The 17622-nt window shown below is 43.8% G+C and carries 14 protein-coding genes; all 14 read right to left on the reverse strand.

Features of this window, described 5'->3' with window-relative positions:
- Positions 1 to 8: 8 nt before the first annotated feature.
- The 14 genes from pnp to rseP all read right to left on the reverse strand — a co-directional run bounded on the left by pnp (position 9) and on the right by rseP (position 17619).
- A complete protein-coding gene (pnp, locus tag A8F95_RS16045; RefSeq protein ID WP_065411448.1) occupies positions 9 to 2135 on the reverse strand; it encodes a polyribonucleotide nucleotidyltransferase in 2127 nt (708 codons plus the stop codon).
- Positions 2136 to 2367: 232 nt separating this feature from the next.
- Positions 2368 to 2637 carry a 30S ribosomal protein S15 gene (rpsO, locus tag A8F95_RS16050; RefSeq protein ID WP_049661588.1) on the reverse strand — a complete coding sequence of 90 codons (270 nt, stop codon included), beginning with the start codon at positions 2635 to 2637 and terminating at the stop codon, positions 2368 to 2370.
- Between the two features lie 126 nt (positions 2638 to 2763).
- Positions 2764 to 3711: a bifunctional riboflavin kinase/FAD synthetase gene (ribF, locus tag A8F95_RS16055; protein WP_065411594.1), complete on the reverse strand. Its 948-nt coding sequence runs from the start codon at positions 3709 to 3711 to the stop codon at positions 2764 to 2766.
- Positions 3712 to 3731: 20 nt separating this feature from the next.
- Entirely contained in the window at positions 3732 to 4640 is a 909-nt protein-coding gene (truB, locus tag A8F95_RS16060; RefSeq protein ID WP_065411449.1) for a tRNA pseudouridine(55) synthase TruB, read from the reverse strand.
- 125 nt (positions 4641 to 4765) lie between these two features.
- The gene (gene rbfA / locus A8F95_RS16065) at positions 4766 to 5119 is read right to left on the reverse strand and encodes a 30S ribosome-binding factor RbfA (RefSeq protein ID WP_049661585.1); all 354 of its coding nucleotides are present in this window, start codon (positions 5117 to 5119) and stop codon (positions 4766 to 4768) included.
- Positions 5120 to 5132: 13 nt separating this feature from the next.
- Positions 5133 to 5411: a DUF503 domain-containing protein gene (locus A8F95_RS16070; RefSeq protein WP_049661584.1), complete on the reverse strand. Its 279-nt coding sequence runs from the start codon at positions 5409 to 5411 to the stop codon at positions 5133 to 5135.
- Positions 5408 to 7531, reverse strand: coding sequence for a translation initiation factor IF-2 (infB, locus tag A8F95_RS16075; protein ID WP_065411450.1), 2124 nt, complete (start codon positions 7529 to 7531; stop codon positions 5408 to 5410). The genes A8F95_RS16070 and infB overlap by 4 nt, the downstream gene beginning before the upstream one ends.
- Positions 7532 to 7535: 4 nt before the next feature.
- A complete protein-coding gene (locus A8F95_RS16080) occupies positions 7536 to 7853 on the reverse strand; it encodes a YlxQ family RNA-binding protein (protein ID WP_065411595.1) in 318 nt (105 codons plus the stop codon).
- Between the two features lie 3 nt (positions 7854 to 7856).
- On the reverse strand, positions 7857 to 8132 hold the full coding sequence (rnpM, locus tag A8F95_RS16085; RefSeq protein ID WP_065411451.1) for an RNase P modulator RnpM: 276 nt from the start codon (positions 8130 to 8132) through the stop codon (positions 7857 to 7859).
- 12 nt (positions 8133 to 8144) lie between these two features.
- A complete protein-coding gene (nusA, locus tag A8F95_RS16090) occupies positions 8145 to 9263 on the reverse strand; it encodes a transcription termination factor NusA (protein ID WP_065411452.1) in 1119 nt (372 codons plus the stop codon).
- Between the two features lie 94 nt (positions 9264 to 9357).
- The gene (gene rimP, locus A8F95_RS16095; protein WP_065411453.1) at positions 9358 to 9828 is read right to left on the reverse strand and encodes a ribosome maturation factor RimP; all 471 of its coding nucleotides are present in this window, start codon (positions 9826 to 9828) and stop codon (positions 9358 to 9360) included.
- A gap of 162 nt (positions 9829 to 9990) precedes the next feature.
- The gene (locus A8F95_RS16100; protein WP_065411454.1) at positions 9991 to 14313 is read right to left on the reverse strand and encodes a PolC-type DNA polymerase III; all 4323 of its coding nucleotides are present in this window, start codon (positions 14311 to 14313) and stop codon (positions 9991 to 9993) included.
- Between the two features lie 319 nt (positions 14314 to 14632).
- Positions 14633 to 16339, reverse strand: coding sequence for a proline--tRNA ligase (locus tag A8F95_RS16105; RefSeq protein WP_065411455.1), 1707 nt, complete (start codon positions 16337 to 16339; stop codon positions 14633 to 14635).
- Between the two features lie 20 nt (positions 16340 to 16359).
- The gene (gene rseP / locus A8F95_RS16110) at positions 16360 to 17619 is read right to left on the reverse strand and encodes an RIP metalloprotease RseP (RefSeq protein WP_065411456.1); all 1260 of its coding nucleotides are present in this window, start codon (positions 17617 to 17619) and stop codon (positions 16360 to 16362) included.
- Between the last annotated feature and the right edge of the window lie 3 nt (positions 17620 to 17622).

A 17622-nucleotide genomic window follows, 5' to 3' on the forward strand; every position in this document is an offset into this window, starting at 1 on the left:
TTCTGTCATTAAGATTGCTGTTCTTGTTTTTCTGCTGCTTCTTTTTGTTCTTTTAATACGGTTTTGCGTGAAAGGTTTACCCGTCCTTGATCGTCAATGCCAATTACTTTAACGAGTAACTTATCGCCAAGTGAAACAACGTCCTCCACTTTGCGGACACGCTCTTCCGCGAGCTCTGAAATATGAACGAGTCCGTCTTTTCCAGGGAAGAGTTCCACAAACGCACCAAACTTCTCAATGCGTTTTACTGTACCATCATACATCTGTCCTACTTCCACTTCACGCACAATGTCTTCGATAATTTTCTTCGCAGCATTGTTTTTCTGGGCGTCCACGGAAGAAATGAAGATCGTGCCATCTTGTTCGATGTCAATCTTAACGCCTGTTTCTTCAATGATTTTGTTAATCTGCTTTCCGCTCGGTCCAATGACATCACGGATTTTATCTGGATTAATTGTCATTGTCAAGATTTTCGGTGCATAATCAGACAGCTCGCTGCGTGGTTCAGCAATAACAGATACCATATGATCTAAAATATGCATACGGCCTTTTTTCGCTTGCTGCAGCGCTTCTTCTAAAATTTCACGGCTTAAGCCTTCAATTTTAATATCCATTTGTAGGGCTGTAACACCTTTTTCGGTACCGGCCACTTTAAAGTCCATATCTCCAAGGTGATCTTCCATTCCCTGAATATCAGATAGAACAGTGTAATGTTCACCAGATTTCACAAGGCCCATCGCAATACCGGCTACTGGCGCCTTAATCGGAACACCGGCATCCATCATCGCCATCGTGCTGGCACAAATACTCGCCTGAGAAGAGGAACCATTTGATTCTAATACTTCTGATACGAGGCGAATTGTGTATGGGAAGTCTTTTTCACTTGGAACGATCGGCTCTAAAGCGCGTTCTCCTAAAGCTCCATGACCAATCTCACGGCGGCCTGGTGCCCGTAATGGACGAGTTTCACCCACGCTGAAGGAAGGGAAATTGTAATGATGCATAAAACGTTTGGACTCTTCAACGCCAAGTCCATCTAAAATCTGCACATCACCTAATGCACCAAGAGTACAAATACTTAGCACCTGTGTTTGGCCTCGTGTGAACATAGCCGAGCCGTGCGTGCGCGGCAATAAGCCTACCATAGAAGATAACGGACGAATCTCATCGATTTTCCGGCCATCTGGTCTTACTTTTTCCACTGTAATCAGACGACGGACTTCTTCTTTGACAATCTTGTCCAAGATTTGCCCGATTTGCTTCATTGTTTCTTCTTCTGCTTCTTCAGCCTTAAATTTCTCAACGACAGTCGCTTTTACCGCATTGATCGCATCTTCACGTGCATGTTTTTCCTGCACTTGGATCGCTTCGATCATTTCCTTTTCACAAAGTGAGCGAACTTGCTGTTCAAGCTCTGCGTCAACCTCATATAAAGAAATTTCAATTTTTTCTTTTCCAACCGCTTTGACGATTTCCTCCTGAAACGCAATGAGACGCTTAATTTCCTCATGACCGAACATGATCGCTTCAAGCATCACTTCTTCAGGCACTTCGTCTGCCCCTGCTTCTACCATGTTCACCGCGTCCTTTGTTCCGGCTACCACGAGATGCAGATCGCTTTTTTCCAGCTGTTCAACAGTTGGATTAATCACAAATTCTTCATCCACACGGCCAACCGTTACGCCGGCAATCGGGCCCTCAAATGGGATATCGGAAATGCTTAACGATAAGGAAGAACCGAACATCGCTGCCATTTCAGAGGAACAGTTTTGATCAACACTCATGACGATGCTGATTACTTGCACCTCGTTACGGAAGCCATCGGCAAATAGCGGGCGGATTGGACGGTCAATTAAGCGGCTGGCAAGCGTTGCTTTCTCACTTGGACGGCCTTCTCTCTTAATAAAACCACCTGGAATTTTCCCGACAGCATACAAACGTTCCTCATAGTTAACTGTTAGTGGAAAAAAATCAAAAGGCTTTGCTTCTTTTGAAGCAGTGGCTGTGCTTAATACAACTGTATCTCCATAGCGGATCAACGCCGCTCCATTAGCTTGTTTAGCGACCTGGCCAACTTCAACAGTCAGCTCACGGCCTGCCCATTCTATGGAAAATGTTTGTTTCCCTTGCTCCATAAATGAACCCCTCTCTATACCAATAAAATATTGTGTTTGCGTATCATCCTAACTATTAGCATAACATTCGGAATGATTCATGCAAAGTTATATCGTTGAATTTATCTATCTTATATATTTTCCACGGAAAAGGAGAAGTTACTCAATTGTCTTCTCATTTTATTTTGGAATTAAATACCAACCGTTTTTCTCCTAATAAAAAAGCGGGAACGAATCCCGCTTTCTGAACGACTTAGCGACGTAAGCCAAGCTTTTGAATTAATTCACGGTAACGTTGAACATCTTTGTTACGAAGGTAAGTTAAAAGGTTACGACGACGTCCAACCATTTTTAACAAACCACGGCGTGAATGATGGTCTTTTTTATGAGTACGTAAATGCTCGTTAAGTGTGTTGATTTGCTCTGTAAGCACAGCGATTTGTACTTCCGGAGAACCTGTATCACTTTCGTGAGTTTTGTATTGATTGATAATTTCATTTTTACGTTCTTGAGTTAAAGCCATTGTAATTCCTCCTTAGTTTTATAAAATCCCCTGTTACCAAGCATGCGTTGGAGCGGCGCGATGCTGAGCAAAGGTTCAAATAATGCATTTTTAATCATAACGTATGTTGCAAAAAAATGCAACTCTTTACTTCTCTTCTGCAAAATAAGCGACAGCAGCCTGCTTATCTTTGTTAATTTGAGAAACGAGAGCCTCAATGCCGTTAAATTTCTGCTCACCGCGAAGCCGGGTATACCACTTGACCGCCACTTCTTCTCCGTATATCGAACGCTCAAAGTCAAAAATATGGACTTCCACTGATAGAGTGCGCTCATCAGGATTCTTAAATGTCGGCCGATAACCAATGTTACACACGCCGTTATGCCATTCTTCCTTGACTTTCAATTTCACCGCGTAAACGCCGCTTTCGGGAATTACATAATCTTCCTCCACCTCGACGTTGGCAGTAGGAAACCCGATTTTGCGGCCGCGCTTATCACCATGAATCACAGTTCCTTTTACTTCGTAGGGCCTTCCGAGCAGACGAGCCGCCGCGTCGACATCCCCCTCGCTAAGCAGCCGGCGAATTTTCGTGGAACTGACTTTTTCCTCATCGCATTCCCATTTATTTACTGTCGTTGACGTAAATACATCACGTGAGTGAAAAGGCATCGTTTCCATTGTTCCTTTCCCTAATCGCCCATATGTATAGTCAAAACCGGCCACCACATGCTGCACGTGAAGACCAATAATATAGTCATCCACGAATTGCTGCGGCTCAAGTGCCGCAAAATCAGAAGTAAACCGAACAATGAATAAGCAGTCTACTTCTAAAGCTTCTATTCTTTTGATTTTTTCATCAATTGGGGTAATGTACTTTATTTGTTTATGTGTGTTTCCAAGAACGACGGACGGATGAGGATCAAACGTCATCACCGCACTTTTTATGCCTTGATCCCTTGCTTTTTCTACCGCCGCACGAATCACTTGCTGGTGCCCGGTATGGACTCCATCAAAAAAACCAAGAGCCATCACTAAAGGAGGCAAATCGCTTTTCTCTAAGTTATGGGGATGATGCAACATATACACTTTCACCGTTTTCACCTGTCCTCCTGTCAATCAGCTAATACTTTAACAGGCTTTACTTTTCCCGGTTTATCGGGATGCAGCTTGTAAATCGCCAGTAAAGTCCCTTCTTCAAACACTGCTGTTTCTTTTGCGTGTTCGGGCCAGCTAGCCGGAATATCCAACACCGAGCCGTTCATCACTTTCTTTGCTAATGTATCATTTATTGTCCATTTCGGCAAATGATCGACTCCTCTTTCAAATGGCTGAAGGATAGAAGAGACTGCTTCCTTTTCTTGAAGCTGCCGAAGTTCATCTAACGTGACACATTGCTTTTCACTAAACCCCCCGGATGAAGTACGGACAAGCTTTGACATGTGCGCTGGATAGCCAAGCCGTTCACCGATCATCACGGCCAGTGTTCGGATATAGGTCCCTTTGCTGCAAGCCGCCCGGAAAGAAAATTGAATGGTTTCTCCCGCAAACGATTCTCGATCATCTAACAACTCCAGCTCATGGATCGTTACCTTTCTGGAAGGCCTTTCTATTTCAATTCCTTGACGAGCATATTCATACAGGCGTTTGCCATTTACTTTCACAGCGGAATACATGGGAGGCGTTTGCGTAATTTCACCTGTGAGCGATTGCAGTACAGACAAAATGTTTGCTCGTGAAATGCTAGATTGCACTGGCTGTTGTTCTAAGATTTCACCTGAAGCATCTTCAGTAGTCGTAGAAAAGCCAATTGTGACCTCCCCTTCGTATACCTTCCCTGAATTCATAATATATTCTGCAAGCTTCGTTGCCCGCCCGAGACAAATCGGCAATACGCCTTCCACATCGGGATCAAGCGTCCCGGTATGTCCGACCTTTTTCATTTTTAAAATTTTCCGTACTTTAAATACGCAGTCATGGGAGGTCATCCCCTTTTCTTTCCAAAGCGGAAGTATTCCATCCATACAGATTCGCTCCTTTTTCAGGCATAAAAAGGCTCTGACCTCTTAAGAGGAAATGAATATAGCGCAGGAAAACGTCTATATTGCATTCACTGAAGAGGCCAGAACCTTATGATCCTTCTTATTTATCAGTGGTCTGTGGAAGGGCTGTTAATTTCTCTTAACAACGTATCGATACGGTTGCCGTATTCGATCGATTCATCCATTTCAAAGAGCAGCTCCGGAGTTTTACGCAGACGAATTCTCTGGCCAACTTCCGAACGAATAAAACCTTTTGCTTTCGTTAAAGCTTTCAAAGTGCCCTCGCGCTCTTCTTCGTTGCCCAACACTGTAATATATACCGTTGCTTGTTGAAGATCACCTGTCACTTCAACGTCTGTTACGGTAATAAAGCCAATGCGCGGATCTTTTACTCTCCGGTTTAATATATCCGTCAGCTCTTTTTTCATTTGCTCACCGACACGATTTGAACGAAGACTCATTCTTCTCACCTCACTATAGCCATTCATAGGAAACAGCGAGCCGTTCCCACTCAGGGAAAGAGTCAAGAAAATGCAAGGCATTCGCCAGCTCCCTTTCCGCCGCTTTTCTGGACGAAGCGACAGTGACAACAGCTAGTTTCGTACGCTGCCAAACATCTTGATGATCAATTTCTGCCACGGAAACATTTAATTTTTGCTTTAAACGCGTCACAGTACGCTGCAGCACTGCCCGCTTTTCCTTTAAGGAGTGCGAGTCATAAATTAAATATTCTACCTCAGCATAACCAATCATTTACGCTCAATTTCTTCCTCGATAAAGGCTTCGATAATGTCGCCCTCTTTCACATCATTGAAGTTTTTAATCGTAATGCCGCACTCATAACCTTGACTGACTTCCTTCGCGTCATCTTTAAAGCGTTTAAGCGCATCGACTTCCCCTTCAAAAATAACAATGCCATCACGGATTAAGCGAACACCGCTATCGCGGGTAATTTTTCCTTCTGTTACATAAGAACCAGCAATGGTTCCCACTTTGGACACTTTAAATGTTTGGCGCACTTCTGCCTGGCCAATAATTTTTTCTTGGAACTCAGGATCGAGCATACCTTTCATGGCTGCCTCGATCTCTTCAATTACTTTGTAGATAATGCGATGCAGACGAACATCAACCTCTTCTGTCTCAGCTGCCCGTTTCGCATTCACATCTGGACGAACGTTAAAACCGATCACAATGGCATTCGATGCAGAAGCGAGAATAATATCGGACTCAGTAATCGCACCGACTCCGGTATGAATAATTTTCACATTTACGCCTTCTACTTCTAGTTTTCGAAGAGCTGCCGCAACCGCTTCAAGTGACCCTTGAACGTCAGCTTTTAAAACGATATTTAAGTCTTTCATTTCCCCTTGTTTCATATGTTCAAACAAATTATCAAGGCTAACGCGAGATTTCTCGCTGCGCTGTGCCTGTAATGCTTCCTGAGCACGAGCTTCACCAATTTGTCTTGCTGTTTTTTCATCTTCAAATACAACAAAGCGGTCTCCAGCTAATGGAACGTCATTTAAGCCAGTAATTTCAATTGGAGTAGAAGGACCCGCAGTTTTAATACGGCGTCCAAGATCATTCACCATTGCCCGGACACGGCCAAATGTATTTCCGACAACAATAGGATCTCCAATGTTTAATGTGCCGTTTTGCACAAGCAGTGTAGCAACAGAGCCTCGGCCTTTATCAAGCTCAGCCTCAATCACTGTACCGATTGCCCGGCGGTTCGGATTAGCTTCAAGTTCCGCTACTTCTGCTACAAGCAGAATCATTTCAAGAAGCTGTTCAATACCTTCACCTGTTTTCGCGGAAAGAGGAACAAAGATCGTATCGCCGCCCCAGGCTTCTGGAACAAGACCTTGCTCCGTTAATTCCTGCATGACGCGATCCGGATTAGCTGTCGGCTTGTCGATTTTATTCACCGCTACGATAATCGGCACTTCAGCCGCTTTCGCATGATTGATCGCTTCGATTGTTTGCGGCATAACGCCATCATCTGCTGCCACAACAAGGATCGTAATGTCTGTAATTTTCGCTCCGCGGGCACGCATCGTTGTAAACGCCGCATGTCCAGGCGTATCGAGGAAAGTGATCTTCTTGTCATTGGCCTCAATTTGATAAGCACCGATATGCTGAGTAATCCCCCCAGCTTCTCCTTCGGTTACCTTCGTATGGCGAATCGAATCAAGCAAGGTTGTTTTTCCGTGGTCAACATGCCCCATGATCGTCACAACAGCCGGCCGTTCTGTTTTTTCGCTTTCCTCATTTGCTTCTTCAAAGTAAACTTCTAAATCTGCTTTATCAATTAAAATTTCTTCTTCTACTTCTACGCCGTATTCGCTTGCTATGAGCTCAATTGCATCTTTGTCAAGCTCTTGGTTAATCGTTGCCATTACTCCTAGCATAAACAGCTTTTTGATGATTTCAGATGGCTCTCGATGTAGTTTCTTGGCCAATTCTGAAACCGTCAATGAGCCTGAGAACGTAATTTTTTCAGGGAGTTCTTTTACCTTTGGCGGCTGTGGAGCAGCAACTGGTTTTGCTTGTCGCTGTTTGTTTCCTTGCTGCTTGCCTCTCCCTTGATTTTTATTATTCCCTTTTCCTTGATTAAATCCTTTTTGCTGAGAATTTTTCTGTCCACCTGGCCCTTTGTTTCCTGGCTTAGCCGGCTTGTTCGGTTTAGATGGATTAGATTTAGTTTGTTTATTTGCGTTTTCGAAAGATTTTTCCAATTTTTGTATAGCCCCCTCGTCAATAACAGTCATATGGTTAGAGACTTCTACATTCAACTCTTTGAGTTTTTCAATGACTACTTTACTTGACACGTTTTTTTCTTTTGCATATTCATGTACTCTTTGCTTACTCATATGTTCACCCCCGCATAGTATGATCGAGGAGAGTGGAAAGCTTTTTAGCAAACCCTGCGTCTACAACAGCTACGACTACCCTCGCCTCTTTGCCAATGGCCTGGCCAAGGACTTGCCGATTATCAACCCACCTTAGCGGTACTTGATAATAGGCTGCTTTGTCCTGTACTTTTTTCTTTGTGTTGGGTGATGCGTCCGCTGAAAGCAGAACCAGCTTTGCCCGGCCTTTTTGAATTTCCTTTACTGTCAGCTCTTCGCCTGAGATAATTTTGCGTGCTCTGTTGGCTAATCCCAGCAGTTTTGCCCACTGAGGTTTATTCATCAACTAGTTCGTCTCCTTTTCTACATAAGAGAGGAGTTCTTCAAATACACTGTCTGGCACATCGGCATTTAATTGTCTTGATAAAATGCCTTTGTTTTTTGCCAATTCCACAGCTTCTTTTGTTTTTGATACATACGCGCCGCGGCCGGATTTTTTTCCGGTTACATCCACTGACACTTCTCCTTCTTTTGAGCGTACTACACGGACCATTTCTTTTTTTGCCTTCATTTCACCTGTAGCGACACATTTTCTTAATGGAATCTTTTTTGGGCGGGTCATTTTCTTCACCTCTTATTCAATTTCTTCGGAGGAAAAGTCATAAGCACCTTCGTCTTCAACAGGAGATGCCACGTGGTCACGAGGATAAATTCCAGCTTCCCGGGCGTCTGTTTCACTCTTAATATCAATCTTCCAACCTGTTAATTTTGCGGCCAGACGAGCATTTTGTCCCCGCTTGCCAATAGCAAGAGACAATTGATAGTCTGGAACGATAACAGTTGTCGCTTTTGCCTCTTCATCAACTTGTACATCAACGACTTTTGACGGGCTTAAAGCATTGGCAACGAAGACGACCGGATCTTCCGACCATTTTACGATATCAATCTTTTCACCTTTCAATTCATTGACAATCGCCTGTACACGGCTTCCTTTTGGCCCTACGCAAGCGCCAACCGGATCGATTTCAGGGTTTTCTGCATATACAGAAATTTTGGAACGATCGCCTGCTTCTCGGGAAACGGAACGAATTTCTACTGTACCATCAAAAATTTCTGGTACTTCAATTTCAAATAACCGCTTTAACAAGCCTGGATGAGTTCGTGAAACAAAGATTTGCGGGCCTTTCGTTGTCCGCTCCACTTTTGTGATGTACACTTTTATACGGTCGTGGGGTTTATAGCTTTCATTGGGCATTTGCTCAGAAAGCGGTAAAAGCGCCTCGATTTTACCAAGACTAACGTAGATAAAGCGGGAGTCTTGCCGCTGGACAATTCCTGTCATGATATCTTCTTCGCGGTCGATAAACTCTGAGTAAATAATGCCTCTTTCCGCTTCTCTTACACGCTGAGTCACAACCTGCTTAGCTGTTTGCGCAGCAATACGGCCGAAATCCTTTGGTGTTACTTCAAGTTCAACAATGTCCCCCAATTCATAAGACGGGTTGATTTCGCGAGCATCCGCTTCAGAGATCTCAAGGCGGGAATCGAATACCTCATCTACCACTTCTTTACGGGCAAAAACACGCATCGTTCCTGTCTCAAGATTTAAATCAACACGGACATTTTGCGCTTGATTGAAATTTCGTTTATAAGCAGAGACAAGCGCCGCTTCGATCGCCTCAATAATTAAATTGCGTTCGATCCCTTTTTCTTTTTCCAAATATAAAAGAGCATCATACAGTTCAGTGCTCATCGGACTTTCCGCCCCCTTACATAATAATAAACTGTCAGCTTTACTTCGTTACGTCAAACGAATGTGCCGAAAGCTCGGCTGTACTCACTTTCCCTTAAGAAAAGGAGACAGCCAGACGAGCTTTCGCTATTTTTTCCAGCGGAATGGTCACTTGCTTTTTTCTCGTTTTAACTAAGTACTCAATCACAAGCTCTTCTTGTTCAAACGACAGCAAAGTGCCTTCAAATGTTTTTTCTCCGTCAATCGGTTCGTATGTTTTAACGTGCACACGCTTTCCAACCGCACGTTCATAATCCCGGATTTTTTTAAGCGGACGTTCTGCACCCGGAGAAGAAACTTCCAAAAAGTAGTTATAAGGAATAGGATCTGTCTCATCCAGCTTTTCACTTAGCCGCTCACTGACCATTCCACACTCCTCAATATCTACTCCTGTTTCTTTGTCAATGTAAACGCGAAGGAACCAGTTCTTTCCTTCCTTCACATATTCGATATCGACCAGTTCTAAGTCCAGCTCTTCAGTAATTGGTGTTACTAACTGTTCAACTGTTTCAACTACTTTGCTCATATATACCCCCTGGTTGAATAAAATCCCTGACCAAGAATGAAACTCCTTTACAAACACGAAAGAGTGGGGATGCCCCACTCTTTCAAAGAGAGTTATCAATTAGTATTTCCATTAAAAATATACCATATCCCTTTATTTTATGCAACCGGGCGCCCATTCTCCTTAAAAAAGCGAGAGCTGATTCTGATCAGGCAGGGAGGCGAGACAGCCATGATTGTCTAAATACTCGATAATCGTTTTAGATACTTTCCCGCGCTGCTGCAAGTCTTCTTTTGACAAGAATTCCCCTTCCTCCCGGGCTTTTACGATGTTATAAGCCGCATTCGTACCCAGTCCTGGTATAGAGTTAAAAGGCGGGATCAGTGAGTCGCCGTCAATGACAAATTGATCAGCACTCGAGCGGTATAGATCTACTTTTTGGAAGGTAAAGCCGCGTTCACACATCTCAAGCGCTAACTCTAATACTGTCAGCAAGCTTTTCTCTTTAGGAGAAGCTTCCAAGCCTTTAGCGTTAATTTCCTCGATAAGAGACCGGATAGCCGCTGATCCTTTTACCATCGAATCAATATCAAAGTCTTCCGCCCGTACAGTAAAGTAAGCAGCATAGTAGAGAAGCGGCAAATGGACTTTAAAGTAAGCAATCCGCACAGCCATTAATACGTAAGCGGCCGCGTGCGCCTTCGGGAACATGTACTTAATTTTTTTACATGAATCGATATACCATTCCGGTACTTTTTTGTCCCGCATTTCCTCTTCCATTTCAGCCGTTAATCCTTTACCTTTTCGGACAGATTCCATAATTTTAAAAGCGAAAGCCGGATCGAGCCCCTGGTAGATTAAATATACCATGATATCATCCCGACAGCCGATTACCTCACTTAATTCGCAAATGCCATTATGAATGAGTTCTTGAGCGTTTCCGAGCCACACGTCTGTACCGTGAGAGAGCCCTGAAATCTGCACAAGCTCAGAAAACGTTGTCGGTTTTGTATCTTCAAGCATTTGCCGCACGAAACGTGTTCCAAATTCAGGAATACCCAGGGTGCCGGTCTTGCACATAATTTGTTCTTCTGTCACACCTAATGATTCTGTACCGCTAAATATTTTCATCACTTCTGGATCATCCGTCGGGATGGTTTTCGGGTCGATGCCGGATAAATCCTGCAACATCCGAATAACGGTCGGATCATCGTGCCCGAGAATATCCAGCTTTAGCAAATTATCGTGGATAGAATGGAAGTCAAAATGTGTCGTTCTCCATTCTGATTTGTCACTATCTGCAGGGTATTGGATCGGTGAAAAATCATAAATGTCCATGTAATCAGGGACAACGATAATACCACCGGGATGCTGACCTGTCGTCCGTTTTACGCCAGTACATCCTTTTGCCAGGCGGTCTACCTCCGCTCCCCGCAACTGCAAATTATTATCTCCTGCATAACCCTTTACATAGCCGAAGGCTGTTTTATCCGCTACTGTGCCGATTGTTCCGGCACGATAGACGTACTCTTCTCCAAAAAGCACCTTCGTATAGTTGTGGGCAATCGGCTGGTATTCACCAGAAAAGTTCAGGTCAATATCTGGCACCTTATCCCCTTTAAAGCCAAGGAACGTTTCAAACGGAATATCATGTCCATCTTTTGTATACCTGATGTCACAATCCGGACAATTTTTATCAGGCAAGTCAAAGCCTGAACCGACCGAACCATCATTGAAAAACTCTGACTTTCGGCATTTCGGACACACATAATGCGGCGGCAGCGGATTTACCTCTGTAATCTCCGTCATAGTTGCGACAAAGGAAGAACCGACTGATCCCCGTGAACCAACAAGGTAACCATCATCCAAAGATTTTTTTACGAGTTTATGAGAGATGAGATAAATAACAGCGAACCCATGGCCGATGATGCTCTTTAACTCTTTCTCTAACCGTGCTTCAACGATCTCCGGCAATTCCTCACCGTAAATGCTTCTTGCCCTGTCGTAGCTCATCTTCCGGATCTCTTCATCGGCTCCTTCAATCTTTGGTGTGTACAGATCATCCTTAATAGGCTTAATTTCGGCAATTTGATCTGCCAGAGCATTCGGATTCTCAATGACGATTTTTTCTGCTGTCTCTTTTCCTAGAAAGCTAAATGCATCCAACATTTCATTTGTCGTCCGAAAGTGGACATCAGGCAATTCGTGACGGTTAAGCGGATTCGCTCCCCCTTGAGAGCTGATTAATATTTTACGGTGAATTTTATCGGTTGGATTTAAATAGTGAACATTACCCGTAGCTACTACAGGCAGCTTCATTCTTTCTCCAAGCTCTACAATTTTTTTGATAATGTCTTCGAGTGCCTGGTTATCACGAACAAGCTCTAATTCAAGCAAGTGGCTATATACTTCTTTTGGATGAACCTCAAGATAATCATAAAACTTAGCCGCTTTTTCCGCCTGCTCCATCCCTTTTTGCATCATGCTCTCGAATACTTCACCTTTGTCACAGCCAGACCCGATAATTAGTCCCTCCCGATGCTTTTGCAGCACGGACCTTGGAATTCTCGGCACACGGTAAAAATAATCAATATGTGAGATGGAAACGAGCTTAAACAAATTCTTTAACCCTACATCATCTTTTGCGAGGATGGTGCAGTGATAAGGACGGGCTCTTTTGTAGGCACCTCCGTCTCCCATATGGGTGTTTAACTCATCATGATACGTAATTCCTTTTTCATTCGCATCTTTTAGCATTCTCAAAAACAAATAGCCTGTCGCTTCAGCATCGTAAATCGCCCGGTGATGCTGAGTGAGTTCTACATCGAACTTTTTCGCCAGCGTATTCAGCCTGTGATTTTTCATTACAGGGTACAAAAAACGGGCCAATTCCAGCGTGTCAATGACTGGATTCGAAGACTTGCCAAGGTTATACCGGACATAGCCAGCATCTAAAAAGCCCATATCAAAAGAAGCGTTATGAGCGACGAGAATGGCATCCCCTGTCCAGTCTTTAAATTTCTTTAGTACCTCTTCTACTTCAGGCGCATTTTGAACGAGGTCGTCCGTAATCCCTGTCAGATTAATAGTCGTTGCAGAAAGAGGATGATGCGGATTAGCAAAGGATTCAAAGCGGTCAATAATTTCCCCATCTTTAATTTTAACCGCAGCCAATTCAATAATCGTGTCATAAACGGCTGACAACCCTGTCGTTTCTACGTCAAACACAACATATGTTTCCTCCGCAAGCAAGCGGTGAACGTCATTGTAGGCGATCGGCACCCCATCGTCTACCAAGTTCGCTTCGAGACCATATAATATTTTTATTCCATGCTTTTTACCCGCACTGAACGCATCCGGGAATGATTGGACAACCGCATGATCCGTAACGGCAATAGCCTTGTGTCCCCATTTAGCTGCCTGGGCGACCAAATTACCAATCGGCGACACAGCATCCATTTGGCTCATCGGTGTATGCAAATGAAGCTCGACGCGCTTTTCCCCTTCAGGAGCGGTATCCTGGCGCATAACAGGGGCGATTTCATTTACGTCATTGGCAATCATAACAAGATCGCGGACAAACGTATCGTTTTGTACAGTCCCTCTCGCTCTGACCCACATGCCTTTTTTCAAGCGGCCGAAAAGAGCGGCATCCTCTTTATCACGAGAAAACATTTTAACTAATATAGAATCGGTATAATCGGTAATTTTGAACGTCAACAGCGTACGGCCGCTTCGAAGCTCTTTCGTTTCGGCATCGAACACATAGCCTTCAATCGCGATCCGGCGTTCTTCATCTTGAATTTCTTCCAGCTTTTTAAATTCGGCATCGTCTTTAATCGTTAACCCGATCATAAGCGGACCACTAGCAGTCTCTGCCTCTTCCCCTGCATTCTCTTCCCGCTTCTGCATTTCAGCAACCGCCTGCATGGCTCTTTCCGCGTCTTCTTTTTGTTTAGCTTCTAAAAACTGTTGAAATTCATCATTCGTTTCTTTCTCTGTAACCGCTATATCAAACACAAGCGCAGGAAAGCCATAATTTTGATAGGTACGGCAAACCCAGTCACCGTATTTATTTTTTAACGTCATGCCTTCCGCATCATTGCCGACCGTGACGATTACTTTATTTCCTTTCACAACAGGCGGACGCCCACTTAACAAGGCAAGCATCGGAGGAGAGATACCTTCGAGCTGGCTAATGCAAAAAGTCCAATAGTCATTAATCAACTCTTCTGTGAGAGCTGCATTTCTCACTTTTATGGAAAACGAAACGTGTGCAATTTCTTTAAATGCCATATCTAGTGCATTGGCAAAAGTTTTTAACAATGGACACGGAATGATGCTTTCTGTGACAAAAGAAAAATGCCAGCGTTTTGTTTGCCGCTCCACCGTTAATTTTGCAATCTCAGCTCCCTCAAAATGTCGAACGACTGCGTCTTCCGTTAATTTCAATTGTTGCAAGAGCAATTGGAACCGCTGTCGTCTTCCCTGGGATTCTTCACTCATTTACATGCCTCCCAATTTATTGTTCTCTTCTATTTTAACAGAAAATCAGAAAGAAAAAGGCACCTGTTTTAGGTGCCTTCAAACAATTAGAAAAATACTTACTTTCTTCATTGCTCATCTGTATGGGAACGTCTAATCGACTTGGCCGTGTCGCTTGTCAACAGGTTTCTCACCCGAAAGGCAAACATGCTCACTAGCCTGTCGTTACTAAAAAGACTTCGCCTCTATTGCCAATGTCTTTACCGACTTTGTTCTCTTTTAACCACCGCCAGGGAAGCTATCATTTATATACTATTGCTTTCTCCTAGCAAAATGATGATTAGATGGTTTGGAAAATCTCATACAGCTTGGCTGCAAGCTCATTTCTCTGAACCTCTAATACTTCACCTGTTTTACGAACCTTTACCTCGACAATTCCCTCTGCTGCCTTTTTACCAACGGTTACCCGAATCGGCAATCCAATTAAGTCACTGTCAGCAAACTTTACACCTGGACGTTCAGCACGATCATCCATTAATACATCATAACGATTTTCCCGAAGCAGACTATACAGTTCTTCAGCAAGTGTACGCTGACTCTCATCCTTCATATTGATCGGCACGAGATGAACGTCAAAAGGAGCCAGTGCCTTAGGCCAAATAAATCCTTGTTCATCGTTAAACTGTTCTGCTACCGCAGCCAATGTCCGGGACACGCCGATTCCATAACAGCCCATGATCATTGGTTGTGTACGGCCATTCTCATCAAGGTATGTGGCATTCATCGCTTCACTGTAACGAGTTCCTAATTTGAAGATATGGCCTACTTCGATCCCTTTAGCAAATTTAATTCTGCCTTTTCCATCTGGAGACGAGTCGCCTTCTTGAATAAAGCGCAGGTCGGCATATTGATCGACACGGTAATCTTTTTCCGCATTGACGTTGATGAAATGGAAGCCTTCTTCATTTGCTCCACACACACCATTCGTAATGGCTTTTACAGCATGATCGGCGATAATTTTCACGCCTTCTTTTGCATGGACTGGACCAAGTGAACCAATTGTGCAGCCAAGTACTTCATTGACTTCCTCATGCTCAGCAAGCTCAACGACATCTGCTTGAAATAAATTTTTCAATTTAATTTCATTTACTTCGTGGTCTCCACGAACGAGAACAACAACATACTCACCGTCCACTTTAAAGAGAAGCGTTTTTAAACATTGCTCTGCAGAAACATTTAAAAGTTCTGCTACGCTGCTGATTGTTTTGGCATCTGGGGTAGCCACTTTTTCAATCTCGCGTTCTGCTTCTCCACTCTTTTCATACGTTGTCACGACTGGTGCCATTTCAATATTAGCCGCATAATCAGATGAATCTGAGTAAGCAATCGTATCTTCACCAATTTCAGAAAGCACCATGAATTCGTGGGTGTCTTTACCGCCCATTGCCCCTGAATCTGCAATGACTGCCCGGAAGTCTAAGCTGCAGCGGCGAAATACATTTGAATAAGCGGTATACATCCGGTCGTACACTTCTCCCAAGCTTTCATGCGATGTATGGAAAGAATAAGCATCCTTCATCACAAACTCTCTTCCACGCAATAAGCCGAAGCGCGGCCGCTTTTCGTCACGGAATTTTGTTTGGATTTGATATAACGTTAATGGCAAACGCTTGTACGATTTCACTTCATCACGAACTAAGCTTGTAATGACCTCTTCATGCGTTGCACCGAGGGCAAATTCCCGTTCATGCCGGTCTTTCAAGCGCATTAACTCTGGTCCATACGTATACCAGCGTCCAGATTCCTGCCATAATTCTGCTTGCTGCAATGCAGGCATTAACAATTCTGCCGCTCCCGCATTGTCCATTTCTTCGCGAACAATTTCTTCTACCTTGCGTAATACCTTTTTGCCAAGCGGTAAATAGCTGTACACTCCGCTCGCATTTTGACGGATAAATCCTGCTTTTAACAATAGCTGATGGCTTTTTACATCCGCATCAGCCGGTACCTCTCTTAAAGTAGGGATTAACGTTTGGCTTTGTTTCATCACATACACCTCAGACTAGTTTATTGTAAAAAGAATCGTTGAATATCATTCCATGTCACAACGATCATTAAAAGCATCAGCAAGGCAAATCCAACAAAATGGACCATTCCTTCTTTTTGACGGTCAATCGGCTTGCCTCTTAACGCTTCTACAAGGAAAAATAGCAAGCGGCCACCATCCAATGCTGGAAGCGGTAATAAATTCATAATACCTAAGTTTATGCTTAACACACCTGCCCACTTCATCAAGTTCATAATACCTGACTTAGCTACGGTATCAGTCGATACATAAATACCGACAGGGCCGGAAAGCATATCAATGGAAAATTGTCCGGTAACAAGCTTGCCGAGCAATCGAACAATCTCTACCGTCCAGAAATAAGTTTCTTTCGCTCCGTATACAATGGAGCCGAAGAAGGATTTCTCTACTGGACTATGCACACCGATAACGCCAATCTTTTGATTTTCCACTTCACGTACTTGCGGAGTCACCGGAATATCCAGCGTTTTTCCGTCTCTTTCTACTGTAAAGGCAATTTCAGACTGTGGATTCTTTTGAATAATCGTGACGATGTCATTCCAGCTCGCTACGCCTTGTCCATTAATGCTGATAACTTTGTCGCCTTCCATTAATCCAGCTTCCTTAGCTGCTCCATCAGAGGTCAGCTTGCCAAGCTCTGGCTCATTCGTCGGCATTCCCTGCATGATAGCGATTAAAATGAACACAACAAAGGCTAAAATGAAGTTAAAGAGCGGACCGGCAAAGATCGCCATAGAACGCTGGCCGAGTGTTTTCGAAGCAAATTGCCGATCCCACGGTGCGATTTGGCTTTCAATTCCGTCTTCTAACATAACAGCTTCGCGGTGGATCGGGAAGGTTTTCAGTTCTTCTTCCCCATCTTCGTAACCTCTGATAACAAGCTGATGTTCCAGATCTGCTGTCTCTACCTCAATCACCCGTGCTTCGGGATAGCGATCTTTACCAGTGACAATAATTTTAACGATTTCCTCCTGTTCATTGAACAGGACACCGATGCGATGACCCGCTTTTAAATCAGCCATCTCCGGATCTTCACCAGCCATGCGGACATATCCTCCTAATGGAAGAAGGCGAAGCGTATAAATAGTTTCTCCTTTTTTATGAGCGAAGACCTTTGGGCCGAAGCCAATAGCGAACTCTCGGCAGAGAATCCCAGCCCTCTTGGCAAAGATAAAATGGCCTAACTCATGAAAAAAAACGAGGGCGCCAAATATAACGATAAACGCTATAACAGTATTCAATAT

The organism is Pseudobacillus wudalianchiensis, from assembly GCF_001685015.1.
GTDB lineage: Bacteria > Bacillota > Bacilli > Bacillales > Domibacillaceae > Pseudobacillus > Pseudobacillus wudalianchiensis.